The sequence below is a fragment of the Bradyrhizobium sp. CCGB20 genome, assembly GCF_024199855.1.
In the GTDB taxonomy this organism is placed as follows: Bacteria; Pseudomonadota; Alphaproteobacteria; order Rhizobiales; family Xanthobacteraceae; genus Bradyrhizobium.
The window spans coordinates 4,261,409-4,288,061 of the sequence record NZ_JANADN010000001.1 but is presented as its reverse complement, the minus strand read 5'-3'; the positions used below and the strand labels follow the sequence as shown (position 1 = coordinate 4,288,061).

Here is a 26,653-nt window from a genome sequence, read left to right as displayed (position 1 = left end):
AAGCCAAAAAAGGGAGGTCGCCATGGCACCATGGCATGATCGCGCAAGCTTTACGCGTGCGCTCGCAAACGTCTCTCACGCCTTCTCGATCCTCATCGCCGCCATCGCGTTTCTGCTTCCGGGCACGGCAAGCGCCGGCGACATCCCGACCTTTGCGGTCGATCCTTCCTGGCCAAAGCAATTGCCGAACAACTGGATTCTCGGCCAGGTCGGCGGCATCACCGTCGACTGGCAGGGCCACATCTGGGTCATCCATCGCCCGCGCTCGCTCACCGACGACGAGAAAGGTGCGAGCCTCAGCCCGCCGCGCTCGAAGTGCTGCGTCTCGGCGCCGCCTGTTCTCGAATTCGACACCGACGGCAATCTGCTGCGGTCCTGGGGCGGTCCGGGCGAAGGCTATGAATGGGTCGGACGCGAGCACGGCATCGAGGTCGACGAACGCGGCTTCGTCTGGGTCGGCGGCAATGCCGACAATGACAACGCCATCCTGAAGTTCACGCTCGACGGCAAGTTCGTCGCGCAGATCGGCAAGATCGCACCGAGCCTGGGCAGCAACGACACGACGCAGCTCGGCAAGCCCGCGGAAACCGCGATCGACAAGGATGCGAACGAAATCTACGTCGCCGACGGCTATGGCAACCGCCGCGTGATCGTGTTCGACGCGACGACGCTCGCCTACAAGCGGCACTGGGGCGCCTATGGCAACAAGCCAGACGACAGCAAGCAGGCGGCCTACGATCCCAAGGCGCCGGTCGCCCAGCAATTCGGAAATCCCGTCCACTGCGTGAAGCTCGCCAAGGACGGCCTCGTCTATGTCTGCGACCGCATCAACAACCGCATCCAGGTGTTCAGGAAGGACGGCACCTTCGTGAAGGAGTTCTTCTTCGAGAAGAACACGCTCGGCAACGGCGCGGTATGGGATATCGCGATCTGGCCCGATCCGAAGCAGACCTGGCTGCTCACCGCCGACGGCGAGAACAACGAGATCAGGGTCATCAAGCGCGACGACGGCAGCGTGGTCGGCAGCTTCGGGCGCAACGGCCGCAATGCCGGGCAATTCCACTGGGTGCACGCGATGGCGATCGACGCCAAGGGTAACGTCTATACCGCCGAGGTCGACACCGGTAAGCGCATCCAGAAATTCAAGCTGACGTCGGACGCGCTCAAATAGCGTCTCAACACACTTTGCTCAAAAGTTAACCGACGGATGACGCTTCGACGCAGCGTCATCCGGCTTTAGGCGCATTGCCGCCGGCCGTGGGACACGGTAGAGCGATCAGCCGGAACAAGGCTCCGCAAGAGAGCCGTCCGCATATTTGACAATGGAGGAAACCTTTTATGACGACGACGCTCGCGCGCCGCTATGCGGCCCTTCTGGCCTGTGCCACCTTCGGTTTTGCAACATCCGCCTACGCGCAGGACAAGACCGTCAAGATCGGCGTGTTGAACGACATGTCGAGCCTTTATGCCGACATCGGCGGCCCGAACTCCGTGGTCGCAATCAAGATGGCCGTCGAAGATTCCGGCCTGCTCAAGAAGGGCTGGAAGATCGACGTGCTGAGCGGCGATCACCAGAACAAGCCGGACGTCGGCGTCAATATCGCCCGGCAGTGGATCGACAACGAGAAGGTCGATGCGATCGCCGATACGCCGAACTCCGGCGTCGCGCTCGCGGTCAGCAACCTCGTCAAGGAAAAGAACGCGGTGCTGCTGAATTCAGGCGCTGCCTCTGCCGACTTGACCGGCAAGGCCTGCACGCCGAACACGATCTCCTATACTTACGACACCTACATGCTGGCCAACGGCACCGGCAAGGCGCTGACCAAGGCCGGCGGCGACACCTGGTTCTTTCTTACCGCCGACTATGCCTTCGGCCACGCGCTGGAACGCGACACCACGGCCGTCGTGACGGCGAATGGCGGCAAGGTGCTGGGCAGCGTCAAGCATCCGATCAACAGCTCGGACTTCTCGTCGTTCCTGCTGCAGGCGCAATCGTCCAAGGCCAAGGTGGTCGGCCTCGCCAATGCCGGCGGTGACACCACGAACTCGATCAAGCAGGCGGCGGAATTCGGCATCGTGTCGGGCGGGCAGAAGCTCGCGGCGCTGCTGCTGTTCATCAACGACGTGCATTCGCTGGGGCTGAAGACCGCGCAGGGCCTGACCTTCACCGAGTCGTTCTACTGGGACATGAACGAGCAGACCCGCGCCTGGTCGAAGCGCTTCGCCGCACTGGCCAGCAAGAACGCGATGCCGTCGATGACCCAGGCCGGCAACTACGCGATGGTGCTGCACTATCTCAAGGCGATGGAAGCGCTTGGCGGCAACCCGCATGACGGCGCCAAGGTCGTCGCCAAGATGAAGGAGCTGCCGACCGACGATCCGCTGTTCGGCAACGGCCCGCTGCGCGCGGACGGACGCCGCCTCATCCCGGCCTATCTGTTCGAGGTGAAGAAGCCCGAGGAGTCGAAGGGCCCGTGGGACTACTACAAGCAGATCGCCACGATCGCGGCCGAAGACGCGGCCAAGCCGCTCAAGGACAGCGAATGTCCGCTGCTGAAGAAGTAACCGCGTAGCGCACGCACCACCTCCACGACGTGATGCCCGGGCAAGTCCCGGGCATTTGCGTCAGGCCTCGGAAAAGACTGTCGTAGGGTGGGCAAAGCGAAGCGTGCCCACCACTTCTTGAGGTCGCAGAGAAATGGTGGGCACGGCGCTACGCGCCTTTGCCCACCCTACGAGACCGTCTTCGTGGTCACCAGCGTCCGCATCGCGATCGCCACGCACACCACCATCAAGACCGCCGCAAGCAGGAACGGCGCGCCGGGCAGATGCAGCGGCGCGCTGGCGCCGATGAAATAGGAAAACGTCAGCGTGAACAGGAACGGCCCGACGAGCTGCGACACGCTCTGCACGCTCGCGGTCGCGCCCTGCAACTGGCCCTGCTGATCGGGCGCGACCAGCCGCGTCATCAAGGATTGCATGGCGGCACCCGAGATGCCCCACAGCGACATCACGGGAATGCCGATCCAGAACAGCGGGCCGGTCGGCGCAGCGCCGAAGATCACGAACCCGATCGCGCCACAGCACAGGCCGAGCACCAGCGCGTTCCGCTCGCCGAGCACGCGCACGATCGGACCGATGGCGAGCCCCTGCACCACCATGGCGCAGATGCCGACCATCGCGAGGGTCAGTCCGACGGTCTTGGAATCCCAGCCGTAACGATAGGTCGCATAGAGCACGAAGGTCGACGGCAGCACGACATGCGCGACCTGCGCGATGAAGTTGACGACCGACATCGCGGCCAGCGCCGCGTTGGAACGCAGCAGGTGCAGCGCCCCGACCGGATTGGCGCTCGCCCAGCGGAACGGCGCGCGCTTGTCGGATGCCAGCGATTCCGGCAGGACGAAGAGCCCATAGAGCGCATTGGCGAAGCTGAGGGCAGCCGAGGCCCAGAACGGCAGGCGTGGATCGATATCGCCGAGCAAACCGCCAAGCGCGGGGCCGAGGATGAAGCCGGCACCGAAGGCCGCCCCGATCCTGCCGAAGATCGCCGCGCGCCGCTCCGGCGGCGTGATGTCGGCGATATAGGCAAAGGCGGTCGAAATGCTCGCCGACGTGATGCCCGAGATCACGCGGCCGACGAACAGCCAGACCAGCGAGGGCGCCAGCGCCATCAGCACATAATCGGCAGCAAGCCCGAAATTCGACAGCAGCACCACCGGCCGCCGTCCGAAGCGATCCGACAGCGCGCCGAGCACCGGCGAGAACACGAACTGCATCAGCGCCCAGGCGGTGCCGAACAGGCCGAAGATACGGGCCGCATGCGCGGTGTCGTTGTCGACGAAGCTCTCGATCAGCTTCGGCAGGATCGGCATGATCACGCCGAGTGCGAGCATGTCGAGCAGGATGGTGACGAAGATGAAGGCGACCGCACCGCGCCGGACCGGCGCTGCGCCCTGCGCCATCGCCTCGCCGGCATCGTTGCTCACGACGGCCGCTTGCGCTTGTGGGCGAAGGGGTTGGCTTTCTCGCGCAAGGTGATGCGTACCGGCGTACCCGGCAGCTCGAACGTCTCGCGCATGGAATTGGTCAGGTAGCGCAGATAGGACTGCGGCACCGCGTCCGCGCGCGAGCAGAACAGCACAAAACTCGGCGGACGGGCCTTGTTCTGCGTGATGTAGTTCAGCTTCAGGCGGCGGCCGGACACCGCGGGCGGCGGATTGGCCTGGACCGCCTGCTCGAACCAGCGATTGAGCGCGGACGTCGGCACGCGCCTGTTCCAGACCGCGTAGGCGTCCTGGATCGCCTGCATCAGGCGGTCGATGCCCTCGCCCATCAGGCCGGAGACGGCGACGATCGGCACGCCCTTGACCTGCGGCAGCCAATGATCGGCGTCGCGGCGCAGAGTCGAGATCGCGCCGCCGCCCTTGGTCTCCATCAGGTCCCATTTGTTGACGGCGAGCACGACCGCGCGGCCCTCGCGCTCGATCAGATCGGCGATGCGCAGATCCTGCTCCTCAAAGCGGTTCTGCGTGTCCATCATCAGCACGACGACCTCGGCAAAGCGAACCGCGCGCAACGCATCGGCGACCGAGAGCTTTTCGAGCTTCTCCTCGATACGCGAGCGCCGCCGCAATCCTGCGGTGTCGAACACGCGAAAATCACGGCCCTTCCAGTTGATCTCGACCGCGATGGAATCACGCGTCGTGCCGGCCTCCGGGCTCGTCAGCAGGCGCTCCTCGCCGAGCAGATGGTTGATCAGCGTCGACTTGCCGGCATTGGGCCGGCCGACGATGGCGACCCGGATCGGACGCGTCGCGGCCTCCTCCTCGGAGAGCGGCGCGTCGTCCTCGTTCTCGTCTTCGTCGACGGGCTCCGGCATCAGCTCTCTAAGGGCATCATAGAGCTCGCCCATGCCCTCGCCGTGCTCGGCCGAGATCTGGATGGGATCGCCGAGGCCGAGCGCAAAAGACTCCATCGCGCCGGCATCGCCATGCTTGCCTTCGCTCTTGTTGGCGACCAGCAGCACCGGCTTGTTGGCCTTGCGGGCGAAATCGGCGAAGGCGCGATCGGTGGGCGTCAGTCCGATGCGGGCATCGATGACGAAGAACAGCGCGTCCGCTTGAGCGATCGCGGCCTCGGTCTGCTCCTGCATGCGCGCGGTCAGGGAGCCCTTGGCGCCCTCGTCGAGTCCGGCTGTGTCGATGATGGTGAATTCGAGATCGCCGAGCCTGGCATCACCCTCGCGGCGGTCGCGCGTGACGCCCGGCAGGTCATCGACGAGCGCCAGCTTCTGCCCAACCAGGCGGTTGAACAGCGTCGACTTGCCGACATTGGGTCGGCCGATGATGGCAATCGTGAAGGACATCGGTCATTCGTGCGCTGCGAGAGCTGCGCCTGTCAATGCAATGAAACAATTAGCGCGAGAAGCTGCCGCTCGGCATCGGCGCCGGGAAAGCACCCTGCGACTGCTGCTGCGTGGTCTGGGTCGGTTGCGTCTGCTGGACGGGTTGATCCGGCGGCGGCGCGGTGGTGCGCCTGCGGACGATCTTCTGCTTGGGCGCCGGAGCGGCTGTGGGCGGCGCGGCCTCCGGCTGGGCCTCACCATCGACCTCACCGGCAGGCGCCTCGGCCGGCGCGGCCGCGGACGGCTGCCTGGTGTTCTTCGCCTTGGCGCCCTTGGCCGGCTTGGCCTCGGGCGGCGGCTCCGTGGGCAGAGCCGCGACGGCAGGCGCGTTCGGATCCGGCGGCTGCTGTGCCGTGCCCTTATACATCTCGCGCGGCACGCCCTGCTCGAGGCCCGGCACGCCTCCCGGGAAGACCGGCTTGCGGTCACCCGGCAGCTTCTTCTTGGTGTCGAGGAAGTCGAGCATATCGCTTGGATCGAAGCTGGAGCAGCCGCCCAGGACGCCCGTGAAGGCGATCAGGACGGCGGCTGCGATCAAGCGTGGCGTGCGGCGCATCTTGGTGTCTCGTTCGAGTCAGAGAGCCGTCAGCTTTTGGCGACGGGCGGCAACAGAGCCTGGAGCGCCTCGGCGCGCGAGCGCAGGCCCGGCGGCGTTTCGCCGTCCTCGGCGATCGCGTCGAGCCATTTGCGGGCCGCGGTCATGTCGTTGTTGCGCCAAGCCGACAGCGCCAGCAACTCGCGGGCGCTGTGGCGGAACGTGGATTTGGGGGCGGCGGAGGACTCCAGCCGCTGCTGCATGTCGGCATAGGACGCGCTGTCGACCAGCAAGCCGGCGGCACGAATCTTCGCCAGATCCTGCCACTCGCCGCCGACGCTGCGATCGGCGGCGATATCGTCAAACATCTTGGCGGCAGCCTTGGGATCGCGGGGCCCGGCCTCGGCCGCAGCGCGCAGCCGCGCCAGGGTGCGATAACCCGAGGGAGCCTTGGCGGCGAGCTCGGTGAAGGCGGCCTCGGCCTCGGCGTGCTTGTCCTGGTCGGACAGCTCAGCGGCCTTCTCGAAGGCAGCGCCGGCCTCGGCGGCCTTCTTGCCCTCCAGATACTGGTAGCCGCGCCAGCCGCCCACGGCGGCCACGATCAGCACCATCAGGGCGATGAAGACAATCGAATACTTCTCCCACAGCTTCTTGAGCTGTTCGCGACGTACTTCCTCGTCGACTTCGTCAAATAATTCAGACACTTATGCTAATCCCATGCCCGTCCGGGTGCGCGCGCCAGAGCGTTCGCGTCAGGAATCCCGTCCCCGCGTGGCGGCGAGGTACCCTAACGATATGGCGGTGGCAAGGCAAAGCGAGCCCGATCAAGGCGTTAACCACCCGGGACAGCCCGGGAACCGCTCGCCCGGCTCAGGCTCCCAGCAGCTCCCGCAGTTGCCGTTTCAACACCTTGCCATTGGCATTGCGCGGCAGCGGCTCGGCGGTGATCGCCATGGTCTCGGGGACCTTGTAGTCGGACAGCTGCTCGGCGCACCAGGCCCGCAGGGCCGCGTCGGTGACCGGCGCGCGCGTCACCACCACGGCGTGGACGCGCTCGCCCAGCACCGGGCAGGCCTTGGCGATGATCGCGCTCTCGACCACCGCCGGGTGGCCGGCCAGCACGGACTCGACCTCGGCCGAATAGATCTTCAGGCCGCCGCGATTGATCATGTCCTTCTGCCGGTCGAACACGCGGACGAACCCCTCCGCATCGACCGAGCCGAGGTCGCCGGAATGCCAGAAGCCGCCAGTGAAACTTTCGGCGGTAGCCTTCGGGTTGTTCCAGTAGCCCTTGATGACCGAGGCGCTCTGGATCCAGAGCTCGCCGATCTCGCCATGGGGCAGTTCGCGCCCATCCGCTCCCATCGCGACGATGCGCGCACCGGGACACGGCAAGCCGACGCTGTCGATATGGCTCGCCGTCAATTCGCCCGGCATGATCGTCGAGGGCGATGTCGTCTCGGTCGAGCCGTAGCAATTCGCCAGCTTCAGGCCGGGAATCGTCGCCTTGAGCTTTTCGATCGTGGCGACCGGCATCGGCGCGCCGCCGAAGCCACCGATGCGCCAGCTCGACAGGTCGTAGCTGTCGAAATCGGGCTGGAGCAGGCAGAGATTGTACATCGCCGGCACCATCACCGTGTAGGTCACGCGCTCGCGCGCGGCGAGCTTGAGATAATCCGCGGCCTTGAACTCCGGCATGATGATCAGCGCGCCGCCGCAGCGGATCATGGTCGTGATGTTGGCGACGACGCCGGTGACGTGGCCGAGCGGCACTGCCGCGATCGAGCGGTCCACGTCCGTCAATTGCAGGCAGGAGACGAACACCATCGAGGAATGGACGATGTTGCAATGGGCGAGCATCGCGCCCTTCGGTTTGCCTGTCGTGCCCGAAGTGTAGAGGATCATCGCCGTGTCCTCCTCGCCGACCTCGACCGGCGCGGGTGCCGGTGGATTGTCGGCAAGCACGGCGAAACGCGATAAGGCCGGATCGCTGTCGATCGCGATGCGGTGGATCACATCAGGCACGTCCATCGCATCGGGCAGCCGCTCGGCGAGCGCCGCTTCGTGGATCAGGATCCTGGCACCGCAATCGGTGAGGACATAGGCGATCTCCGGCTTCTGCTGGCGCGTGCCGAGCAGCACCGTCACCAGCCCCTCATGCGCGGCGGCAAACAGCAGCAGCGGAAATTCGATGCGGTTGCCGAGCAGGATCGCCACGCGGTCGCCGCGCTGCAGGCCGAGCTTGCGAAAACCGGCTGCGATCCGTGCAGCCTGCTCCACGGCCTGCCGCCAGCTCAGCCGGACATTGCCCGAGATCAGCGCTTCGCCATCGGCATTGCGGGCGCAAGCGTCCGCGATCATCGCCCACAGGCTCGCCGGCCGGTCGCAGAACGCCGGCACCACCCGATCGCCAAAGCGCGCCTCGAGCCGCATCGGCGGAATCAGTGATTGCGACCAGTCCATCGGAATGCCTCGGCTTGTTGCTCTTGCTACCTTCCGCCCATGGGCATCCAGGTTCCGTCTTGTGCTGACCGGCTAGGTGCCCATGACGGGAACGCCGATCACGACCGGATGGAATGCAAAGGCGAGCGCCAGATAAGCGACGACGCCGACTGCCACCGCAATCAGATCGTTGGTGACGCCGCCCACCGGAATCGGCGGGCCGCCGCCATCGGTGCGATGCTTCAGCGTAATGCGATCATATACCGCCCAGCCCAGGAACGAGCCGAACAGGATGATGGAGCCGAGGTCGCCATTGGCGAGCAGATGCGCAGCCGCCCACAGCTTGATGCCGGCCAGCATCGGATGCTTCAGCGTCGCGTAGATGCGGCCGCGCAGATATGAGGCGACCACCAGGATGACCGCGGGCAGCATCAGTGCCAGCGTGATGTGCTTCATCGCCTTCGGCGGATACCAGACGTCGATCCAGCCGGAGCTGCGATAATGGGAAAAGCCCCAGATGATCAGTGCAAGTCCCGCAAGCGAGACCACCGAATAGAGGATCTTGTAGGTCCCCTCGCCCAGCTTCGCGATCGCCTGCGCGCGCGCCTCGCGCTTCGTCGTAAAAACATGGGCCGCGAAAAACAGCACCAGCCCCAGGATCATGACCAGCAGACCCACGACATCCTCCCCACAAGCAGCCCCCGCCTCTGAGGTATCATCGATTGGTAGCTGGTCGCAACTGATGCGCTACTTGCCGAGCTCGCGATTGTCGACATAGCGGATCGCGATCGGCCGCCCGGCCAGAGCGCCACCAAGGCCGCTGGTGAATTTCAGCGGCAGGCAGGCGTTCAACGATGAATTGATCGCGTTCAGATACGTCGTTCGCGTATCGGCCGGGACGCCCGCGGTCGCATAGGTCAGGCGCGGCGGACCGATCAGGCCGCCCGCCTTGTTGAAGCTGAAGCGCACCGCCACCTGCATGCCCGCGCGCGCATGGTCCGACGGCGGCGACCAGCAGGTGCGCAGCTCGGCGAAGAGATCGCCGATCGTATCGAGATCGTGATCGGGCTTCTGATACTTGGCGCGATCGGCCTCCGCCGGCACGCTCTGAATCGTGAGCTGGAGGTTCTGCCCGTAGGGATAGTCGATCTCGGGAATGCAGGGACCGGGCTCGAGCGGGCTGCAATAGTACGGCGTGCAGGGCCGGCCGTCGAGCACGCTGCAGGGCTCGTGCGAAAACGGGATCGGATTGATCTGGCGGCGCTGCGCGTCGGCGGCGATCGTCGATATTGCCAGCAAGAGAAAGACGAGGATGCCGCGCCACATGATGCGAACTCGCAATGCCACACCGACAAACGTGGCATCGTCCATGAACGCGTCAAGCCTGGCGGCGTTCACATGCTCGCGTTCAATCACGGTGTCGTCGCCCGGCTTGACCGGGCGACCCAGTACTCCGTGACGGTTTTGATTCAATCGATGGGCTGCGGTGTACTGGATGCCCCGGTCAAGCCGGGGCATGACAGCGGAAGGTGCGGCTGCCAAGAACGTGGCTACCAGCGATCCCGCCCTACCCCTTTTTCTTGACGTCCTTGACGTTGGTGAACTCGATTCCCTCGGCGCGCTCCCTGGCGTAGCCGAGATAGAACTCGTTCCTCGCCAGGTACACGGGATCACCGTCGACATCGTCGGCGATGCTCGAGGTGTTGGCGGCGATAAAGGTGTCGAGCTTCTTGCGATCTTCGGACGACACCCAGCGCGCCAGCTGGAACTCGCTGACCTCGAACTCGACCGGCAGCGAATATTCAGCCTCGAGCCGCGCCTTCAGCACGTCGAGCTGGAGCGCGCCGACCACGCCGACCAGCGCCGGCGCGCCGTCGCGCGGGCGGAACACCTGCACCACGCCCTCTTCCGACATCTGCTGAAGCGCTTCCTTCAGCTTCTTCGCCTTCATCGCGTCGGTGAGACGCACGCGGCGGACGATTTCCGGCGCGAAGCTCGGCACGCCGACGAAGGTGAAATCCTCGCCCTCGGTCAGCGTATCGCCGATGCGCAGCGTGCCGTGATTGGGAATGCCGACGACGTCGCCGGCGAAGGCCTCGTCCGCCACCGAGCGGTCCTGCGCGAAGAAGAATTGCGGGCTCGACAGCGGCATGCTCTTGCCGGTACGCACCAGCTTGGCCTTCATGCCGCGGCTGAGTTTTCCCGAGCATAGTCGCGCGAAGGCGATGCGGTCGCGATGGTTCGGATCCATGTTCGCCTGGATCTTGAACACGAAGGCGCTCATGCGCGGATCGGTCGCCTCGACCTTGCGCTGGTCGCTCTCCTGCGCGCGCGGCTCGGGCGCGAACTTGCCGAGACCTTCCAGAAGGTCGCCGACGCCGAAATTACGCAGCGCACTGCCGAAATAGACCGGCGTCAGATGGCCCTCGCGGAATGCGCCGAGCTCGAACGGTTTCGACGCTTCGGTGACGAGCTCGAGCTCGTCCTTCACCGCGGAGACGTCGAGATTGGCGTTGAGCTTCGCCAGCTCCTCGATCTCGATCTGCTGTGCCGCGCCAGTCTTGGCGCCGCCGCCTTCGAGCAGGCGCACGCCGCCATTGGCGACGTCATAGGTGCCGAGGAAGTCGCGGCCGCGGCCGACCGGCCACGTCATCGGCGTGGTGTCGAGCGCCAGCGTCTTCTCGATCTCGTCGAGCAGCTCGAACACGTCGCGGCTCTCGCGGTCCATCTTGTTGATGAAGGTGATGATCGGAATGTCGCGCAGCCGGCAGACCTCGAACAGCTTCCGGGTGCGCGCCTCGATGCCCTTGGCGGCGTCGATCACCATGACGGCGGAATCGACGGCCGTGAGCGTGCGGTAGGTGTCCTCCGAAAAGTCCTCGTGGCCCGGCGTGTCCAGGAGGTTGAACACGAGGCCCTCGAACTCGAAGGTCATGACCGAGGTCACGACCGAGATGCCGCGCTCGCGCTCGATCTTCATCCAGTCCGAGCGAGTGTTGCGCCGCTCGCCCTTGGCCTTGACCTGGCCGGCGAGATTGATGGCACCGCCGAACAGCAGCAGCTTCTCGGTCAGCGTGGTCTTGCCCGCGTCCGGGTGGGAGATGATCGCGAAGGTGCGCCGCCGCGCCACTTCGGTGGCAAGCGGGGAACGGGCCGGCGAGTCGGCTGATATGGCGATGTCGGACATGGCGGGAGCGTTTGGCAGGGAAAATGGGCCTGATCAAGCCTCATTTGGTGATTGCGGAGCCCTTCGGCCAGCCCCATATCGTTCCCGGGGAGGACGGCCTTCCTGCTCATCAGCACATCAGCCGCGGGGACGACCCTGCCTTGAATGGAGGGTCGTCATGGCCTGGAGCATCCTGTTCGTCGCTGGCCTCCTGGAAGTCGGCTGGGCGATCGGGCTTAAATACACCGAGGGCTTTTCCAGGCTCGTTCCGTCCGTCCTTACGCTCGCGGCCATGGCCGGTAGCGTGCTCCTGCTCGGCCTCGCCCTCAAATCGCTGCCCATTGGAACCGCCTATGCCGTCTGGACCGGTATCGGCGCGGTCGGCACCGCGGCGCTGGGCATTGTCCTGTTCGGCGAGCCCGCCACCGCACTCCGCCTCGCCAGCATCGGGTTGATCGTCGCCGGCATCATCGGGCTGAAGCTGGTTACTTGAATATCTGGACCGCCCACCAGGTCAGTGCCGCGACGATGGCCGAGGCCGGGATGGTGATCACCCAGGCGTAGACGATCGAGCTTGCGACGTTCCAGCGCACCGCCGAGACGCGGCGGGCCGCGCCGACGCCGACGATCGCGCCGGTGATGGTGTGCGTGGTCGAGACGGGAACGCCGAGGAAGGTCGCCATGAACAGCGTCGCGGCGCCGCCGGTCTCGGCACAGAACCCCTGCATCGGCGTCAGTTTCGTGATGCGCAGGCCCATGGTGCGGACGATGCGCCAACCGCCCATCAGCGTACCCAGCGCCATCGCGGCCTGGCAGGACAGCACCACCCAGAACGGCACCGAGAATTCGCCGCCGAGATGGCCCTGCGAATAGAGCAGCACGGCGATGATGCCCATGGTCTTCTGCGCGTCGTTGCCGCCATGCCCCAGCGAATACAGCGAGGCGGAGGCGAATTGCAGGATGCGGAAGGCGCGGTCGACCGCGAACGGCGTCGAACGCACCGAGAGCCAGGACACGATCGCCACCAGCATCATGGCCAACAGGAAGCCGACCAGCGGCGACAGCACGATCGCCAGCACCGCCTTGGACAGGCCGCTCCACACCGCCGCCGAGATCCCCGCCTTGGCCATGCCGCCGCCGACGAGGCCGCCGATCAGCGCGTGCGACGATGAGGACGGGATGCCGAGCCCCCAGGTCACGAGGTTCCAGACGATCGCGCCGACGAGCGCCGCGAAGATCACCTGGGCATCGACGACCGCGGGGTCGATGATGCCCGTGCCGATGGTCTGGGCGACGTGCAGCCCGAATACCATGAAGGCGATGAAATTGAAGAACGCGGCCCAGAATACCGCGAATTGCGGCCGCAGCACGCGGGTCGAGACGATGGTCGCGATCGAATTGGCGGCGTCGTGCAGGCCGTTCAGGAAGTCGAACAGCAGCGCGACGGCGATCAGTCCGACCAGGACGGGAAGACCCAACGCAGCATCCACAGCGCGGCCCCCGCCTTAAAGTCGGCGCATGATCTCCGCGCAAACGCGTTCCGCGTTTGTCGCGAAGGAAAGCCGCTGCACACTTTTCCGGATCATGCGCTAGACCTGCTCGATGACGATGCTGTTGATCTCGTTCGCGACGTCGTCGAAGCGATCGGCCACCTTCTCGAGATGGTCGTAGATCTCGACGCCGACGATGAAATCCATCGCGCTGCCGTCACGGTGCTTGAGGAACAATTCCTTCAGCCCGATGTCATGGAGATCGTCGACCCGGCCCTCCAGCTTGCCCAGCTCTTCCGTGATCGCGGTCAGCATCGCGACGTTCGGGCCGATCGACTGCATCAGCGGCAGCGCGCGGCCGACCAGATTGGCGCATTCGATCAGAAGAGCGCCGATCTCCCGCATCGGCGGCTCGAAGGTACGGACCTCGAACAGCATCACGGCCTTGGCGGTCTGCTGCATCTGGTCGATGGCATCGTCCATCGAGGTGATGAGATTCTTGATGTCGCCGCGGTCAAAAGGGGTGATGAAGGTGCGGCGCACCGCCGTCAGCACCTCACGGGTGATGTTGTCGGCGTCGTTCTCGAACTGATTGACACGCTGGCAGTAGACCGGCGTCTCCTCGCCACCGTTGAGCATGCCTTGAAGCGCGATCGAGCCCTGGATCACGGTCTGGGCGTGGCGGTCGAACAGGTCGAAGAACCGTTCTTCCTTGGGCAGGAAAGCGCGAAACCATCGCATCATGGGGAGAGACTACCGGTTGGAAATGGCCCGGCCTGAACGGCCGTCACAAAACTGTCATAGACCATTTTCGATCCGCGCGCGTGTCATCTCACGCCCGCGGAACCGGATCATCCACCGCTTTCACGCACTAGGTAAATTGACTTGAAATCAACTACTTAGAGCGATCGCCGGAAGTAATGCGCGATTTCGCCGATGACGCCGCGGCGGAAGGTGAGCACGCAGATCACGAAGATCGAGCCCTGGATCACCGTCACCCACTGGCCGAAACCCGCCAGATACTGCTGCATCGCGATGATCGCGAAGGCGCCGATCACGGGCCCGAAGATGGTGCCGAGACCACCGACCAGCGTCATCAGCACGACTTCGCCCGACATCGACCAGTGCACGTCGGTGAGCGAGGCATTCTGTGCCACGAACACCTTCAGCGCGCCGGCAAAGCCCGCCAGCGTGCCCGACAGGACGAACGCCAGGAACTTGTATTGATCGGTCCGGTATCCGAGAGAGATCGCACGCGGCTCGTTCTCGCGGATCGCCTTCAGGACTTCGCCGAACGGCGAGTTGATGATGCGGTAGATCAGCAGGAAGCCGGCGAGGAAACCGACCAGCACGACGTAATAAAGCACCGTCGGCTTGGACAGATCGAACAAGCCGAACATGCGCCCTTGCGGAATGCCCTGGATGCCGTCCTCGCCATGGGTGAACGGCGCCTGGAGGTAGATGAAGTACAGGAGCTGCGACAGCGCCAGGGTGATCATCGAGAAATAGATGCCCTGGCGGCGGATCGAGATGTACCCGGTGATGATCGAGAGCACGAAAGCCGCGGCAATGCCGACGAGGATGCCGAGCTCCGGCGGCAACGCCCACACCTTCAGCGCATGCGCGCTGCAATAGCCGGCCGTGCCGAGGAACATCGCGTGACCGAACGACAGCAGGCCGCCGTAGCCGATCAGAAGATTGAAGGCACAGGCGAGCAGCGCGAAGCACAGCGCCTGCATCACGAAGAACGGGTAGATGCCGCTGAATGGCACCGCGGCCAGCAGCAGTGCCATCACCACGAACACGATCATCTCGTCACGAATGGCGCGCGGGGCTACCGGCAGCGTGTCGTCCGTCAAGGCTGTCATATCAGGCCGCCCTTCCCGTCAATCCCGTTGGCTTCACCAAGAGCACCAGCACCATCAGCACGAAGACGACGGTGTTGGAGGCCTCGGGGTAAAAATATTTGGTCAGGCCCTCGATCACGCCGAGCGCAAAGCCGGTGATGATGGAGCCCATGATCGATCCCATGCCGCCGATCACGACCACCGCAAACACGACGATGATGAGGTCTGCGCCCATCAGCGGCCGCACCTGGTTGATCGGCGCCGAGAGCACGCCGGCGAGCGCGGCAAGTCCGACACCGAGCCCGTAGGTCAGCGTGATCATGCGGGGCACGTTGATGCCGAACGCGCGGACCAGCGTCGGGTTTTCGGTGGCGGCGCGCAGGTAAGCACCGAGCCGCGTCTTCTCGATCAGGAACCAGGTGGCGATGCACACCACCAGCGAGAAGATGACGACCCAGCCGCGGTAGATCGGCAGGAACATGAAGCCGAGATTCATGCCGCCCTTGAGCTGGTCCGGAATGGCGTAAGGCAGGCCGGAGGAACCGAAATAGTTCTGGAACACGCCCTGCACGATCAGCGCGATGCCGAAGGTCAGCAGCAGGCCGTAGAGGTGGTCGAGCCCTGTCAGCCATTGCAGCATGGTCCGTTCCAGGATCATGCCGAAGATGCCGACGATGATGGGCGCCAGCAGCAGCGCCCACCAGTAGTTGATGCCGCCGAGGTTCAGCAGGAAATAGGCGACGAACGCACCCATCATGTAGAGCGCGCCATGGGCGAAATTGATGATGTTGAGCATGCCGAAGATCACGGCGAGCCCGAGACTGAGCAGCGCGTAGAACGAGCCGTTGATCAGTCCTACCAGTAGCTGAGCGTAAAGAGCCTGCATCGATCCCGCACCCGGTCCCTTCGGCGTTCCCCTGAAAGTCACCCGCAGGCCGGTTCAAGGCCTGCGGGCTATTGTCTTACTTCTTAAGCAGCGCGCACTTGCTCTCGGAGAGCGGCGTGAAGGCCTGGTCGCCCGGCACCGTGCCGACGAGCTTGTAGAAGTCCCACGGTCCCTTGGACTCGGAGGGCTTCTTCACCTCGAACAGATAGGCGTTGTGGATGGTACGGCCGTTGGGCTGGATCTCGCCCTTGCCGAACAGATCGTCCTCCGTCGGCATCGACTTCATCTTCTCGACGACCTTGACGCCGTCATGAGGATTGCCGCCGAGCGCTTCCAGCGTCTTGAGATAGTGGCGGACGCCCGCATAGACGCCGGCCTGCACCATGGTGGGCGGAGCATTGTTCTTCATCTTCGCGGCGAAGCGCTTGGAGAAGGCGCGGGTCTGGTCGTTCATGTCCCAGTAGAAGGTCTCGGTGAAGTTGAGGCCCTGCGCGGTCTCCAGACCAATCGCCTTGACGTCGGTGAGGAACAGCAGCAGCGCCGCGAGCTTCTGGCCGCCCTTGACGATACCGAACTCGGCCGCCTGCTTGATCGTGTTGGTGGTGTCGCCACCGGCATTGGCAAGGCCGATGATCTTGGCCTTGGAGGCCTGCGCCTGGAGCAGGAAGGACGAGAAGTCCGGCGTGTTCAGCGGATGCTTGACGCCGCCGACGACCTTGCCGCCATTGGCGGTGACCACGGCCGTGGTGTCGCGCTCCAGCGCCGCACCGAAGGCGTAGTCCGCGGTCAGGAAGAACCAGGAGTCACCACCGGCCTTCACCAGCGCCTGGCCCGTGGTGTGGGCCAGCATGTAGGTGTCGTAGGTCCAGTGCACGGTGTTGGGCGAGCACTGCGCGTTGGTCAGATCCGAGGTCGCCGCACCGGAGTTGATGTAGACGCCGTTCTTTTCCTTGATGACGTTGTTGACGGCGAGCGCCACGCCGGAGTTCGGCACGTCGACGATGACGTCGACCTTGTCGACGTCGAACCACTGCCGCGCGATCGCGGTGCCGATGTCGGGCTTGTTCTGGTGATCGCCCGAGATGATGTCGATCTTCCAGCCCTTCGCAGCGAGGCCGGAATCTTCAACGGCCATCTGCGCGGCCACGGTCGAGCCCGGACCGCCGAGGTCGGCGTAGAGGCCGGACTGATCGGACAGCGCGCCGATCTTGACGGTCTTGTCCTGCGCGAAGGCTGCGCCGGCGGCGGTCACGGCCAACGCCGTGCCGAGCAGAAACGATGCAATCGACTTTGTCTTCATGCTACTTCCCTTGTGAATTTTCTCTTCGCCGTTTTCTGTTGGCCGTTCGAGTCTTGGCCGTTCTAGACGCCGAGATAGGTGTGGAGCTTGTCCATGTTGGCGGCAAGCTCCGAATTGGAAAATCCGTCAATGATCTTGCCGTGCTCGACCACGTAATAACGGTCGGCGACGGTGGATGCGAAGCGGAAGTTCTGCTCGACAAGGAGGATGGTGAAGCCCTCCTTCTTGAGCCGCGCAATGGTGTGGCCGATCTGCTGGATGATGACAGGCGCAAGACCTTCGGTCGGCTCGTCCAGCATCAGGAAGCTCGCGCCGGTGCGCAGGATGCGCGCGATCGCGAGCATCTGCTGCTCACCGCCGGAGAGCTTGGTGCCCTGGCTGTTGAGACGTTCCTTTAGGTTCGGAAACAGATCGAAGATCTGCTCGAGCGGCAATCCGCCCGCGCGGACCACCGGCGGCAGCAGCAAATTCTCTCGCACATCGAGACTGGAGAAAATTCCGCGTTCCTCCGGACAGAACGCGATACCCATCCGCGCGATCTTGTCGGAGGTCGCGCGGATGATGTCCTGGTTGTTGAACTTCACCGAGCCGGTGCGCTTGCCGATGATGCCCATGATCGATTTCAGCGTGGTCGTCTTGCCGGCGCCGTTGCGCCCGAGCAGGGTGACGACCTCGCCCGCGTTCACGTCGAAATTGATCCCGTGCAGGATGTGCGACTCGCCATACCAGGCTTCCAGGTTGCGGACCTGGAGGATGTTGCCGCCGGTTGCGGCCTTTGCGGGAGCGTCCGCGATTGCAGTCTCAGGCATGACCGGCTCCCAGATAGGCTTCCTTGACGCGCTCGTCCTTGGTGAGCTCGGCGTAATTGCCCTGCGCCAGCACCTGCCCGCGCGTCAGCACGGTGATGATGTCGGAGAGATTGGCGACGACGCTCAGATTATGCTCGACCATCAGGATGGTATATTTGGCCGAGATGCGCTTGATCAGCGCCGCGATCTTGTCGATGTCCTCGTGGCCCATGCCGGCCATGGGCTCGTCCAGCAGCATCATCTCCGGGTCGAGCGCGAGCGTCGTTGCGATCTCCAGTGCGCGCTTGCGTCCATAGGGCATCTCGACCGCCGGCGTATTGGCAAACTCGCTGAGGCCGACATCGTTCAACAGTTCCAGCGCGCGGTTGTTGAAGCGATTGAGCACGGACTTGGAGCGCCAGAAATCGAACGAGCTGCCGTGCTGGCGTTGAAGCGCGACACGAACATTCTCCAGCGCGGTGAGATGCGGAAATACCGCCGAGATCTGGAATGAACGGACCAGCCCCATGCGGGCGACGTCAGCCGGCGCCATCGCGGTGATGTCCTGTCCCTTGTACAGGATTTTCCCGGCCGACGGCTTGAGGAACTTGGTCAAAAGATTGAAGCACGTCGTCTTGCCGGCGCCGTTCGGCCCGATCAACGCGTGAATGCTCCCACGGCGAACCTTGAGCGCAACGTCGCGGACGGCGAAGAAGCCCGCGAACTCCTTGGTCAAGCCTTCCGTTTCGAGAATGAACTCATCGGCCAAACAGATTTCCCCCTGCCCGCGAAATGCGCGTGGCTGTCCTTAGTTGCTTCGGCTTTCCGGAGGCCTTGGAGCCTGTCCCGGAACGCCGCCTCCGGGCGCGGAATATGCCGGAGGTGACGGGGGTTAGGCAAGGCGGAAAGCTGAGCAGATCAGGTCTCCGGCCGGGAGGCTTATGCTCCCTTAGTCGGACGCGTTTTGATGTCGTGCCTGCCCGGCCTCCCGGTTCGCAAGGCACCGGTCATCAAGCCGTCGTTAACGGTCTTTCATCCCGCGCGCCAGCCTTCATAGAAAATTTTCCCGCAAGCGGCATCATGTGCGGGCTTTATGCGCCGGGAATATTGTCTTGGATTTTGCAAGCGCCGCTCCTTCCGTCGTCAAGTCGATCAGGCAGCGTGATCTCCTCAACACGTGGCTGCGACTTTATGCGCGCGAGCAGATGGCACCGGCGATCTGGGAGTATCAGCCCGCGCGGCTCGAGGAAGAGCTGTCCGATCTCATCTATTATACGGTGGAGATCTCTGCACCGGCGCCGCGACTCACCATCCAGAGCGAAGGCACGCGCATCTCTCGCGCCTATGGACATACCGGCAAGGGCGTTCTGCTCGACGACTATATCGGACCGCGGCTCGCGCCCTTCGTGATGCCGATCTATCATGAATGCGTGGCACGCGGGCTTCCGGTTTACAGCATTGCCGACGTCGACGACATCTATGGACGCGTCGTCGCCTATGAGCGCCTGCTGCTGCCGTTCCAGACCGATGGCAAGGTCTGCCACGTCATCGCTTCGCTCAAGACGTTCTGCGAGGACGGCGGCTTCGAGATCAAGAATCTGATGCGCGGAAATGACGCGCTGCCGCGCCCGAAATTGCGCGCGGTGATCGACCGAGATCTCTTCCATCGCGCTCCCGGCCGCATCGCGGCGGCCGATGTGGTCGAGTTCGCCGAACAGCCCGGCGTCACCACCGAGATCGTCGAGCTGAACTAGGAATCAGCGCGACTTTTCACCGCGATTGGGCGCCGACCTACTTGGTCTTTATATCCTTGGCATAGATCTCCGGCTTGAAGCCGACCAGCAGCTTGCCGCCGACCTCGAGCACCGGCCGCTTGATCATCGATGGTTGCGCTAGCATCAAGGCCAGCGCCTTCTTCTCGGTGAGGCCTTCCTTGTCGGCATCGGGCAGCTTCTTGAAGGTCGTGCCGGCGCGATTGAGCAGCGTCTCCCAGCCGGCCTTGTCGCTCCACTGCTTGAGCTTGTCCTTCTCGACGCCCGCTGCCTTGTAGTCGTGGAACTCGTATGCGACGCCATGGCTGTCGAGCCAGGCGCGCGCCTTCTTCATGGTGTCGCAGTTCTTGATGCCATAGATGATGTTGGGCAAGACGTCCCTCGTGCATGCGTCGTATCGTCAAGTGCGCATGTTGTACGAAACTCCGCTTCGCGCGACAATATTGCCAACGAACCTCGCTCTTCCAACGGACACAGCATGCACGTCACCCACGATCCCGCCGCCACGGCCTCGCCGACCATCGACTTCAACAGCTTCCTCGCGGTCGATATCCGTGTCGGCACCATCGTCGATGCAAAACCGTTCCCCGAGGCGCGCAAGCCGGCCTGGCGGCTGTGGATCGACTTCGGCCCCGCGATCGGTGTGCGCAAGAGCTCGGCGCAGATCACCGAAAACCATCCGCTCGAGACGCTGGTAGGACAGCAGGTCGCAGCCGTCGTGAACTTCCCGCCGCGCCAGATCGGCCCGGTCGTCTCGGAAGTGCTGACGCTCGGCTTCCCCGATGCGGATGGCAAGGTCGTGCTGGTGCAGCCGGGCAAGCCGGTGCCAAACGGTGGGCGGCTGTTCTAGCCGAGCGCGATCGGGGGCCGCAGCGGCGCCTTGTCGGCGCGTTACAACGGCATAGACCTCCTCTTTCCCGGCTCAGATGGCAGGACCTTGACCAAAATCCGCTTTGGCTATAAAATGACTGACTGATCGCTTTTTATTTTGACAAACCTTCTGCAGGCAGGTTTTGGCCAACAGCCAAAACGATCGATCTGTCAGTTATTTATGGAAGCCCCCGATGCCCAAGATCAGCGACAAGCAGCGCGAAAGCCGGCGGCAGCAGATCCTCGAAGCCGCCCTTGCCTGTTTCTCGGACAACGGCTTCCACCAGACCGGCATGGCCGACATCGTGAAGCGATCCGGGCTGAGCCACGGCGCGGTTTATCTCTACTTCCAGAGCAAGGACGATTTGATCGAGGCGCTCGCCGACGACCGGCACCGGCGCGAGGCCGTGCTCAACTCGGTGGCGCAGGGATCGGGCGATCCGATCGAAGGACTTCACGCGCTGGTCCGCGTCTACGCGCAATGGCTCGGCGATCCCGCCGGCGAAGCGCGCCGCCGCGTCGGTATTCATGGCTGGGCCGAGGCCCTGCGCAACCGCCGCGTCCGCACCAGCGTCGTGGAAGGCATCGACATGCCGCGCGCCCTGATCGTCGCTCTGGTCGAGCGCGGCCAGCATGACGGCCTCATCAAGCGCGACGTCGGAGCGGACGCGATCGCGCGCGTCCTGATCGCGATCTTCCAGGGCTTTGTGCTGCAAAAATGCTGGGGCGAGGATTTTGACGTCGTGGCCTGCATGACGGCCGTGGCGGGCGTGATCGAAGGGTTTCGCACGGCCAAGCCCGACGTCAAGCGACGAAGCAGGACGTAAGCGATGTCCTGGATCCACGATCTCCTCGCCGGTGCCGGCGTCGGTCTCGTCGGCGGACTGACCTCGGGTTTCATGGGAACGAGCCCGGGCGGCGGGCTCGTGATCTTCAGCGTGCTGCTGCTCGGCGCAGAGCAGCACGTCGCGCAAGGAACGTCGCTGATCACGCAGGTCCCGCCGACGGGCCTTGCCGGCGTGCGCCGCTACTGGCAGAGCGGCAACCGCAGCCCGTTGCAATGGATCGTCTGGATCGGCATCGGATTTCTCATCGGCGGCGCCGGCGGCGGCTACGCCGCGGCGGCTGTCCCAGACTCCGTCCTGCAATGGACCTACGTCGTCTATCTCGTCGCACTGATCGCTCTGCTGATCCTGCGCCGCGACCGGAAGGACGGCGACAGCGAAGCCGGCGATCGCAACGAACTGCCCTGGCTACCCCTGCTCCTCATCGGCGTGCTTGCCGGATTTTCCTCCGGCTTCATGGGCATCGGCGGCGGGCTCGCGATCACCGTCGGCCTCGCCGCCGGCCTGCGCGTGCCGCAGCATCAGGCGCAACTCGTCAGCCTCGTCTTTTCGGTGATCCCGACCAACATTCCGGCGGCCTGGATCTACTGGAGCAAGGGCCTGATGGTCGGCTGGCCGGCCATCATCGGCATTCTGGCAGGGCTCTGGATCGGCACCGATCTCGGGGCACGCGCGGCGAACGGCGTCAGCAAAGCGGTGCTGCGCCGGGTCATGATCGCCCTCATCTCGTTGATGGCGCTCTACATGACCCACAAGGCGCTGACCTAGTTCACGGCCGCTTCGGAATGTTGAGCCCGCGCTGCACCGCCGGACGCGCAAGGCCGCGTTCGAGCCAGGCACCGACCGATTTGAACTTGCTGAATTCGACGAGATCGCCGGCGCCGTAGAAGCCGTTGAGGTTGCGCACCCAGCCGAGCATGGAGATGTCGGCGATGGTGTAGTCGTCATCCATGAACCACTGCCGGCCCGTAAGATGCGTCTCCATCACGCCGAGCAGCCGCTTGGATTCGCCCACATAGCGCTCCAGCGGCCGCTTGTCCTCAAACTCCTTGCCGGCGAATTTGTGGAAGAAGCCGACCTGACCGAACATCGGCCCGATGCCGCCCATCTGGAAGTGCACCCACTGGATGGTCTGGTAGCGCCGCGCGGCGTCCTCGGGCAAAAGCTTGCCGGTCTTCTCCGCGAGATATTGCAGGATCGCGCCGGACTCGAACAGTGGCAGCGGCCTGCCGCCAGGACCGTTGGGATCGAGGATCGCAGGGATCTTGCCGTTGGGATTGAGCGAGAGGAATTCCGCCGTCTTCTGGTCGTCCTTGCCGAAATCGACGAGATGGACCTCGTAAGGCAGACCGATCTCTTCCAGCATGATCGAAACCTTGACGCCATTCGGCGTCGGCAGCGAATAGAGCTGAAGCAATTCCGGATGCCTGGCCGGCCAGCGCTTGGTGATGGGAAAGGCGGACAGATCAGACATCGGGACCCCGGCTTCGTTCGTGAAACTCCGCCTAATCTAGGCGAGCCACCGAACGGCGCAAGGCCGAGCAGTGATCACGCATCGAAGCCGGACTACAAGGGCCGCAGCAAATGGCTGGTGGCGTACACGCTATCGCGCTGTGCGCGTTGCTCGATGAAGAGCTGGCCGGTGACGAGCAGCGCTCCGGTGAAAACGAGCGCGAGCATCGCGGTCGCGAGCTGACTGGCATCCTTCATCGCACGAGATTCTCCCTCATCGGTCCGAATGGGGAACGCGGGCTGAGGATCGACAGTTCCTGCATGCCTCAAATAAATTGCCACTTCTTCCCGTCTAATGGGCCGCCGGCTCCCTGCCTCAGTAATTGATCTCCATCCGCAGCCCGCGCGGATCCTCCTCTCCACCGACACGTTGATTGCTGTCGCGTGCCGCGACGGCACAGGCACAGGCGTCGATGAGATCGTCCCGGCCTATGCCGGTGCCATGTCGCTGCGTCAGCCATTTCGGCAAGCGCGTGAAGCCGCGTTGCGCCAGCAGCGCAATGCGCTGCGCGCGACCTTCCGCGGACGTCTTCCGCGCAAGCCGGGCTCGCCCCGCCAGATTCCAGAAGATCAATTCCGGATGCGCCTCGCCGATCGTAGCCTGCCGCGCCGGCGTCATGATCTCGTCGACGTCCCTGATCTTGTCCCTGATATTCCAGAGCTGCGCAGACACGCCCCTGCCCTTGCCTTCATGCTCCCAGTAGTGGCGATTGGCTGCCGCCATGTCGGGAAATGTCCAGAGGTCGCGGCGCGCGCCGAGAAATACGGCAGGGCCGATCAGCTCGCGTGCGCGCAGGTCGCAGACCCGATAACCGCTCGGTTTCAATCCGATCGGCATGTCGATCATCGCGCGCGCATGCGGCAGGGCAAGCAAGCGCGTCAGGCCCGGTGAATAATCGAAACCGTGATCGCCGCGATCATCAATCCACGCGGCGACCCAACCGAAGCGAAATCCATCGAGACCGAGATAGTTGGGCACGTCATCGATCCATGTCTTGCAAATTTCACAAGCGCGTTGCTTGACATCCGCAAGTTGCGGGCGTAGGTCCTGCGCCCTCGCGAACACGTCCGTTCGCGACAGACACCATGAACCGAGCAATGCTGCATCGCTACGAAAGAATCGTCCGCCCGTCGAATGACCCACGGTCAATCGATTGCGCGCGCCTGGCTCATGGGAGAGGTCTTGCCTGACAGCGAGACCAAAAGTCCACGTCTACGGACCCTCCCGAGCCAGCCGCTCCGGAGGGTTTTTTGTTGCCTGAAGTACGACCTAAGCAGAAAGCAAGACCATGCGACGACCCGATCCCTACATGGAACGCGCCCGCGAGCTCTGCCTCGCCGCCGGCGTCGATCCCGACTCGCGCGTCGGCGAAGGACGCGGCCAGCCCGCCTGGTGCCTGTACAAGGACGCCGCGCGCAAGGAACACCTTGCCCGCGAGGCCAATGCGACCGCGAGCTCGATCGCCGAGTTCCGACTGCAGGACGCCCGCTTCCAGAATGCGCCGCTGAAGATCTTCGGCCCGCACGAGGAGGCGACGATCGCGCAGATGCGCAACTGCATGGCGGTCGGAAATGTCGTGTCCGGCGTGATCTGCGCCGACGGCCATCTCGGCTACGCCCAGCCGGTCGGAGGCGTCATCGCCTATGAGAAGCAGATCAGCATCTCCGGCGTCGGCTTCGATATCGGTTGCGGCAACATGGCCGCGCGGCTCGACACGCGCTTCGACGACATTGCGGCGATCGTGCCCACAATCATCCGCGACGTCGCCAAGGTGATCTCGTTCGGTGTCGGCCGCGCCAATTCCGAACGGGCCGAGCACGCGCTGTTCGACGACGGCGATGCCTGGCGCGAGAGCGACATGGAGGCCTACCGACAAAAGGCCGTGAGCCAGCTCGGCACGGTCGGATCGGGTAACCACTATGTCGACCTCATGCGCGACGAGGACGGCTTTGTCTGGATCGGCGTCCACTTCGGAAGCCGCGGTCTCGGGCACACCTCCGCGACGCGCTACCTCAAGGCCGCCGGCGGCAAGGACGGCATGAACGTCCCACCCGCCGTGGTCGACGAGGACTCCGAGCTCGGCCGCCGCTACATCGCGGCGATGCAGCTCGCCGGGCGCTATGCCTATGCGGGCCGCGAGTGGGTCGTCGAACGCGTCCGCCAGATCATCGGCGGCAGCGTGACCGAGAGCGTGCACAACCACCACAACTATGCTTGGCGTGAGACCCACGACGGGCGTGATCTGTGGGTGGTGCGCAAGGGCGCGACGCCGGCGTTTCCCGGCCAGAAGGGATTCGTCGGTGGCTCCATGGGCGACGACGCCGTCATTCTCGAAGGCGTTGACAGTCCGGAAGCCAAGGCTTCGCTCTACTCGACCGTGCACGGCGCCGGCCGCATGTTCGGGCGACGGGAAGCGAAGCGGCGCTTCTCGCGCGCGGAGATGGACCGCTGGCTCAACGAGCGTGGCGTCACCTTGATCGGTGCCGACCTCGACGAGAGCCCGATGGCCTATCGCCGCCTGCCCGATGTGCTCGCGCAGCGTGCCGGCACCGTGCGGGTGCTGCACACGCTGCGCCCGTTCGCCGTCGCCATGGCCGGCGAAGGCGAGTTCGATCCGTGGAAGGACTGACGCAAACAGTGGGCGGGAGGTGAATACCTCCCGCCTGCACCATCTACATTTCTCCCTCGCCGCGATGCCGCTCGAACAGCCGCTGCGCCAGCAACGCATGGCCAAGCGTGCCACCGGCCCGTACCGCCGCCGCAATAAGCGCGGCTTCGGCGACTTCCTCGCGCGTCGCACCGGCTTTCGCTGCCTGCGCCGTATGCACGTCGAGGCAATAGGCGCATTGCGTGGTGAGCGCGACCGCGAGCGAGATCAGCTCGCGATATTTCGGCGGGATCAGTCCGTCCTTGCGTTCGACCGCGTGGTTGAAAGCCAGGAACGCGTTGGCCTCGACCGGCGCGAGCGCCACGAAACCGGGAACCAACTTCAGATCGTCAGGGCTCTGATAATCGGTCATGTCTCATCTCGTCAGGTATTCGCGCATCAGGGCGCGGGCGCGGTGCAGGCGTGCCTTCACGGTCTGCCTGGACGCACCGAGTGCGTCAGCGATTTCGTCGATGGTCATTTCCCTGACGTCGCGCATCAGCGCGACATCGCGATAATGCGGCGGCAGCGCCTCGAACGCAGCCGCCACATCGAGACGCAAATCGGCTTCGGGACGCGACAGCAGCAAGGCCTCGGCCTCGCCGTCATCGATCGATGGGACAAGGCCGGCCTTGCGGGCGAGCCGCAGACATTCGCGGCGGACCACGCTGAACAGCCAGGCCGAAAACGCCAGCAGCGAGCGGATCGTGCCGACATGACGGAACAGGATCCACAGCGCCTCCTGCGTCGCGTCCTCGGCATCCGCCGAGCTTCGGCAGGTCGCGCGCGCATAGCGGCGGATGTCCGGCTGCGCCGTCTCGAGCAGCGAGGCGATCGCCTGCGGGTCGCCGAGCCGTGCCGCCTCGAACAGGTTTGGCGAGATCGCAGCCGCGCTCACGACACGCCTCCCCGACCGATCCCGGCCATCGCGCACATCGGGCAATAGCCGACGAGGCCGGTCAGCGCGAAGCCCGCGCCGCCAAGGGCCACCAGCCACGCCGCGGCGCCGGCGAGATAAACGAACGCCGCGACCGCCACCGCAATCCCCGCAGCGACCCGCACCGCCTGATGCAGGCCGCCGATGTTCTTCCTGTAAAATGCCATCACATCCTCCGAGATGAGCCGAGGCAAACTGCCTCGACCAT

30 protein-coding genes are annotated in these 26,653 nt (G+C 64.4%); 8 read left to right on the top strand and 22 right to left on the bottom strand.

The window, feature by feature from the left end:
• Window positions 1–22: 22 nt before the first annotated feature.
• Window positions 23–1,171, top strand: coding sequence for a hypothetical protein (locus tag NLM15_RS19670; RefSeq protein ID WP_254118709.1), 1,149 nt, complete (start codon window positions 23–25; stop codon window positions 1,169–1,171).
• A gap of 167 nt (window positions 1,172–1,338) precedes the next feature.
• Complete coding sequence (locus NLM15_RS19665; RefSeq protein WP_254118708.1) at window positions 1,339–2,565, top strand: ABC transporter substrate-binding protein; 1,227 nt, start codon at window positions 1,339–1,341, stop codon at window positions 2,563–2,565.
• Between the two features lie 167 nt (window positions 2,566–2,732).
• On the opposite strand, the gene NLM15_RS19660 is transcribed toward NLM15_RS19665, so the two are convergent.
• The 8 genes from NLM15_RS19660 to NLM15_RS19625 form a co-directional block, all read right to left on the bottom strand.
• Window positions 2,733–3,989, bottom strand: coding sequence for a TCR/Tet family MFS transporter (locus NLM15_RS19660; RefSeq protein ID WP_254118707.1), 1,257 nt, complete (start codon window positions 3,987–3,989; stop codon window positions 2,733–2,735).
• A complete protein-coding gene (der, locus tag NLM15_RS19655) occupies window positions 3,986–5,368 on the bottom strand; it encodes a ribosome biogenesis GTPase Der (protein ID WP_254118706.1) in 1,383 nt (460 codons plus the stop codon). The genes NLM15_RS19660 and der overlap by 4 nt, the downstream gene beginning before the upstream one ends.
• A gap of 49 nt (window positions 5,369–5,417) precedes the next feature.
• Complete coding sequence (locus NLM15_RS19650) at window positions 5,418–5,963, bottom strand: hypothetical protein (RefSeq protein ID WP_254118705.1); 546 nt, start codon at window positions 5,961–5,963, stop codon at window positions 5,418–5,420.
• Window positions 5,964–5,992: 29 nt separating this feature from the next.
• Window positions 5,993–6,646, bottom strand: a complete 654-nt coding sequence (locus NLM15_RS19645) for a tetratricopeptide repeat protein (protein WP_254118704.1) — start codon at window positions 6,644–6,646, stop codon at window positions 5,993–5,995.
• A 166-nt stretch (window positions 6,647–6,812) separates the two neighbouring features.
• Complete coding sequence (locus tag NLM15_RS19640) at window positions 6,813–8,405, bottom strand: class I adenylate-forming enzyme family protein (RefSeq protein ID WP_254118703.1); 1,593 nt, start codon at window positions 8,403–8,405, stop codon at window positions 6,813–6,815.
• Window positions 8,406–8,477: 72 nt separating this feature from the next.
• Complete coding sequence (locus NLM15_RS19635) at window positions 8,478–9,062, bottom strand: NnrU family protein (protein ID WP_254118702.1); 585 nt, start codon at window positions 9,060–9,062, stop codon at window positions 8,478–8,480.
• A gap of 69 nt (window positions 9,063–9,131) precedes the next feature.
• Entirely contained in the window at window positions 9,132–9,710 is a 579-nt protein-coding gene (locus tag NLM15_RS19630) for a hypothetical protein (protein WP_254124296.1), read from the bottom strand.
• A gap of 241 nt (window positions 9,711–9,951) precedes the next feature.
• Window positions 9,952–11,571 carry a peptide chain release factor 3 gene (locus NLM15_RS19625; protein WP_254118701.1) on the bottom strand — a complete coding sequence of 540 codons (1,620 nt, stop codon included), beginning with the start codon at window positions 11,569–11,571 and terminating at the stop codon, window positions 9,952–9,954.
• Between the two features lie 157 nt (window positions 11,572–11,728).
• Here NLM15_RS19625 and sugE point away from each other — a divergent pair, with 157 nt between their 5' ends.
• On the top strand, window positions 11,729–12,043 hold the full coding sequence (gene sugE, locus NLM15_RS19620; RefSeq protein ID WP_254118700.1) for a quaternary ammonium compound efflux SMR transporter SugE: 315 nt from the start codon (window positions 11,729–11,731) through the stop codon (window positions 12,041–12,043).
• Here sugE and NLM15_RS19615 read toward each other — a convergent pair.
• The 7 genes from NLM15_RS19615 to NLM15_RS19585 form a co-directional block, all read right to left on the bottom strand.
• Window positions 12,036–13,040, bottom strand: a complete 1,005-nt coding sequence (locus tag NLM15_RS19615) for an inorganic phosphate transporter (protein ID WP_254118699.1) — start codon at window positions 13,038–13,040, stop codon at window positions 12,036–12,038. The genes sugE and NLM15_RS19615 overlap by 8 nt on opposite strands.
• Before the next feature lie 99 nt (window positions 13,041–13,139).
• The gene (locus NLM15_RS19610; RefSeq protein ID WP_254118698.1) at window positions 13,140–13,784 is read right to left on the bottom strand and encodes a DUF47 domain-containing protein; all 645 of its coding nucleotides are present in this window, start codon (window positions 13,782–13,784) and stop codon (window positions 13,140–13,142) included.
• Between the two features lie 155 nt (window positions 13,785–13,939).
• Window positions 13,940–14,908: a branched-chain amino acid ABC transporter permease gene (locus NLM15_RS19605; protein ID WP_254118697.1), complete on the bottom strand. Its 969-nt coding sequence runs from the start codon at window positions 14,906–14,908 to the stop codon at window positions 13,940–13,942.
• 1 nt (window position 14,909) lies between these two features.
• Complete coding sequence (locus NLM15_RS19600; protein ID WP_028149745.1) at window positions 14,910–15,773, bottom strand: branched-chain amino acid ABC transporter permease; 864 nt, start codon at window positions 15,771–15,773, stop codon at window positions 14,910–14,912.
• A 76-nt stretch (window positions 15,774–15,849) separates the two neighbouring features.
• Window positions 15,850–17,073 (bottom strand): ABC transporter substrate-binding protein, encoded by a 1,224-nt coding sequence (locus tag NLM15_RS19595; RefSeq protein ID WP_254118696.1) that lies wholly within the window; start codon window positions 17,071–17,073, stop codon window positions 15,850–15,852.
• A gap of 62 nt (window positions 17,074–17,135) precedes the next feature.
• Window positions 17,136–17,882 carry an ABC transporter ATP-binding protein gene (locus NLM15_RS19590; RefSeq protein WP_254118695.1) on the bottom strand — a complete coding sequence of 249 codons (747 nt, stop codon included), beginning with the start codon at window positions 17,880–17,882 and terminating at the stop codon, window positions 17,136–17,138.
• Window positions 17,875–18,630 carry an ABC transporter ATP-binding protein gene (locus NLM15_RS19585; protein ID WP_254118694.1) on the bottom strand — a complete coding sequence of 252 codons (756 nt, stop codon included), beginning with the start codon at window positions 18,628–18,630 and terminating at the stop codon, window positions 17,875–17,877. The genes NLM15_RS19590 and NLM15_RS19585 overlap by 8 nt, the downstream gene beginning before the upstream one ends.
• A gap of 343 nt (window positions 18,631–18,973) precedes the next feature.
• Here NLM15_RS19585 and NLM15_RS19580 point away from each other — a divergent pair, with 343 nt between their 5' ends.
• Entirely contained in the window at window positions 18,974–19,615 is a 642-nt protein-coding gene (locus tag NLM15_RS19580) for a hypothetical protein (RefSeq protein ID WP_254118693.1), read from the top strand.
• A gap of 37 nt (window positions 19,616–19,652) precedes the next feature.
• On the opposite strand, the gene NLM15_RS19575 is transcribed toward NLM15_RS19580, so the two are convergent.
• Window positions 19,653–20,006, bottom strand: a complete 354-nt coding sequence (locus NLM15_RS19575) for an ArsC family reductase (protein ID WP_254118692.1) — start codon at window positions 20,004–20,006, stop codon at window positions 19,653–19,655.
• Between the two features lie 105 nt (window positions 20,007–20,111).
• Between NLM15_RS19575 and NLM15_RS19570 the strand changes: the two genes are divergently transcribed.
• The 3 genes from NLM15_RS19570 (at window position 20,112) to NLM15_RS19560 (ending at window position 22,116) form a co-directional block, all read left to right on the top strand.
• Window positions 20,112–20,483, top strand: a complete 372-nt coding sequence (locus NLM15_RS19570; RefSeq protein WP_254118691.1) for a tRNA-binding protein — start codon at window positions 20,112–20,114, stop codon at window positions 20,481–20,483.
• A 214-nt stretch (window positions 20,484–20,697) separates the two neighbouring features.
• Window positions 20,698–21,330, top strand: coding sequence for a TetR/AcrR family transcriptional regulator (locus tag NLM15_RS19565; RefSeq protein ID WP_254118690.1), 633 nt, complete (start codon window positions 20,698–20,700; stop codon window positions 21,328–21,330).
• A gap of 3 nt (window positions 21,331–21,333) precedes the next feature.
• Complete coding sequence (locus NLM15_RS19560; RefSeq protein ID WP_254118689.1) at window positions 21,334–22,116, top strand: sulfite exporter TauE/SafE family protein; 783 nt, start codon at window positions 21,334–21,336, stop codon at window positions 22,114–22,116.
• Window position 22,117: 1 nt separating this feature from the next.
• On the opposite strand, the gene NLM15_RS19555 is transcribed toward NLM15_RS19560, so the two are convergent.
• From NLM15_RS19555 to NLM15_RS19545, 3 genes are all read right to left on the bottom strand, one after another.
• Window positions 22,118–22,822 (bottom strand): glutathione S-transferase family protein, encoded by a 705-nt coding sequence (locus NLM15_RS19555; protein WP_254118688.1) that lies wholly within the window; start codon window positions 22,820–22,822, stop codon window positions 22,118–22,120.
• Window positions 22,823–22,914: 92 nt separating this feature from the next.
• The gene (locus tag NLM15_RS19550; protein ID WP_254118687.1) at window positions 22,915–23,058 is read right to left on the bottom strand and encodes a hypothetical protein; all 144 of its coding nucleotides are present in this window, start codon (window positions 23,056–23,058) and stop codon (window positions 22,915–22,917) included.
• A gap of 118 nt (window positions 23,059–23,176) precedes the next feature.
• Window positions 23,177–23,839 (bottom strand): DUF429 domain-containing protein, encoded by a 663-nt coding sequence (locus NLM15_RS19545; RefSeq protein WP_254118686.1) that lies wholly within the window; start codon window positions 23,837–23,839, stop codon window positions 23,177–23,179.
• 310 nt (window positions 23,840–24,149) lie between these two features.
• Here NLM15_RS19545 and NLM15_RS19540 point away from each other — a divergent pair, with 310 nt between their 5' ends.
• Window positions 24,150–25,490: an RtcB family protein gene (locus NLM15_RS19540; protein ID WP_254118685.1), complete on the top strand. Its 1,341-nt coding sequence runs from the start codon at window positions 24,150–24,152 to the stop codon at window positions 25,488–25,490.
• A gap of 43 nt (window positions 25,491–25,533) precedes the next feature.
• Here the strand turns inward: NLM15_RS19540 and NLM15_RS19535 are convergent, their stop codons facing one another.
• The 3 genes from NLM15_RS19535 to NLM15_RS19525 are packed head-to-tail and all read right to left on the bottom strand — an operon-like array spanning window position 25,534 to window position 26,612.
• Window positions 25,534–25,881: a carboxymuconolactone decarboxylase family protein gene (locus NLM15_RS19535; protein ID WP_254118684.1), complete on the bottom strand. Its 348-nt coding sequence runs from the start codon at window positions 25,879–25,881 to the stop codon at window positions 25,534–25,536.
• Between the two features lie 3 nt (window positions 25,882–25,884).
• A complete protein-coding gene (locus NLM15_RS19530; RefSeq protein WP_254118683.1) occupies window positions 25,885–26,406 on the bottom strand; it encodes an RNA polymerase sigma factor in 522 nt (173 codons plus the stop codon).
• Entirely contained in the window at window positions 26,403–26,612 is a 210-nt protein-coding gene (locus NLM15_RS19525) for a DUF2892 domain-containing protein (protein ID WP_254118682.1), read from the bottom strand. The genes NLM15_RS19530 and NLM15_RS19525 overlap by 4 nt, the downstream gene beginning before the upstream one ends.
• Window positions 26,613–26,653 lie beyond the last annotated feature (41 nt).